At 69.6% G+C, this 1,941-nt stretch carries 2 protein-coding genes; both read right to left on the bottom strand.

What is annotated here, in order from left to right; genetic code table 11:
- Positions 1-659: hypothetical protein (locus ACFWJO_RS38380; protein WP_386872807.1), on the bottom strand; the 659-nt coding region annotated here is incomplete at its 3' end.
- 314 nt (positions 660-973) lie between these two features.
- On the bottom strand, positions 974-1,941 hold a 968-nt coding region (locus tag ACFWJO_RS38375), incomplete at its 5' end, for an LD-carboxypeptidase (RefSeq protein ID WP_386872805.1).

Below are 1,941 nucleotides of genomic sequence, written 5' to 3'. Positions count from 1 at the left end.
CCATGCACCTCACGATCCGGAACAATGTGAGCGGCATCCAGCAATTCCGGATGCGCAAAATTGCAGACCGCGCAGTGGTTGTCGTAGGCGGCCAGCACGGTGGAACGGAAATGCGGCTGGTGAACGCGGATCTTGACCTCCCGCCTCAGATACCGCTTGAGAGACGCCTCCAGAACAGACTCATGCATGAGTTCCGGCGAATAGTCCTCCGGCTCCATCGGCGCAAAGACGATTTGGTGTCGTTCATCCTCGCGTCCTACAACGTAGACCGGGGCCACCACTTGAAACCGTGCTGGACTCATGCCCACGCCGACGAACCAGATCAGCGGGAGGCCGCGCTCGTATGCCCGGAAGAGCCCCTGGTTCGCTGGGAGACGGGGATTCGTGCCCTGCCACTTGTAGCGCATGAGGCCGTCGTCGCCGATTTCATCCTCGTAGGGACGGGCATGACCCTTTGGGCGATACACCGTGTAAAAGGAAAGCGCGGCATCAAACCCCGCCGGCTTGCGGATTCCGTTCTGCGTAGAGATCAGCGGGAACGGCTCCCCGTTCCACCGGAAGTCACCGATGTCCTCCCGGGTGAGCGGTACCTGGCCATCGAGCGAACGCATCTTCAGCCACTCAATGGCAGCTTCACGCAGCCCTATCGGTTCACTCATGGGAGTCCTTGCTCGCGAGCGCCTCAGACACGGACGCCGTCTATGCCGCACCGTACCAAGCACGGCCCCGCATCGGGCTTGGCCGCACCGGGCCACGCTGCCGAGGATGGTGTCGGGCTCGAGCAGGCCGTGCCGGGTCGGCAGCCCGACGACGGCGCTGGGCCGGGCAGGTTCAGGGTGATGGTCAGGACGGAAACGCCGTCCAGCGCAGAGCTGAGGTCCATGCCCATGGTGGGCACGGGGCGTGGCGCGCCGGGCTCGCGGGCCTGGCTGTGATGTGCATCTTTCTGGGTGTTGGGTCGCGGCGCCTGTTCTCACCCGTACTCCGCCCACACCCGCCTCGCCTCACCGTCCACCGTCATCACGCCGCCGTGCGGCAGCACCCACTGCGGCCGCGTGTGGCCGAACGGCACGCCCACGCACACCACCGCGTCCGGGTTGTAGCGCCCGACCTCCTCCACCACCACATCACCCTGCTCCGCGCGCAGCCGTGCCCGCTCCTCCGCACCCCGCGGCGCCTCGAAGGAACTCGTCGGCGGGCGGGCCGCCAGCACGGCGTCCACGGCGCCGAGCACGCCGCCCTCCCCTAGGATCCGCAGCAGCCGCCGAACCTCGCCGGCGTTCGGCAGCTCCTCGCTCGTCTCGATGAGCAGCACACCACCCTCGAGCGCCGCCATGTCCGCAGGCCCGCGGCCGGCCGCCATCACCCACGGCAGCACCTCAAGGCAGCCGCCCCACGTCCGGCCGGTCACCGCGCGCCGCGGCCCGGCCCAGCGCCACGGTGAGGCGCCCCCGCCGACGCCGCGCGCGCCGTCGTCGTGCGGGCACGGCACCGAATCCCGCTCGCCGAACTCGGTGAGCGCCCGCGGGTCCAGCCAGTCGACGCCGTGGTCCTCCGACTCCCCCGGCTCCGTGATCTCCAGCCGCCCTCCCGTCAGCAGGGCGGCCCGCAGGGACGCGGCGTGCACCTCATCCACAGCCGGTCCCGGCCCCAGGTGCACCTGGGTGGAGCCTCCGTAGAAGCTCGCCACGCCGTTCGCCCACAGCCACTGGTGGAGGTTGGTGTTGTCGCTGTAGCCGAGGAACGGCTTGGGGTCCGCGCGCACTGCGTCCGCGTCCAGGTGGCCGATCACGGTGATCTGGTCCTCCCCGCCCACCGTGGCGATCACCGCACGGATCTCCGGGTCCGCGAACGCCGCGTTCAGGTCCCGCGCCCGGTCCTTGGCGCTCGCCCCGAGCTGCCGGGTGGTGGGGTACTCGACCGGCACCAGTCCGGTCACCT

Origin of the sequence: Streptomyces sp. NPDC127092 (assembly GCF_042722475.1) — a bacterium.
Taxonomy (GTDB): Bacteria; Actinomycetota; Actinomycetes; order Streptomycetales; family Streptomycetaceae; genus Streptomyces.
This window is presented reverse-complemented; position numbering and strand designations above follow the sequence as displayed.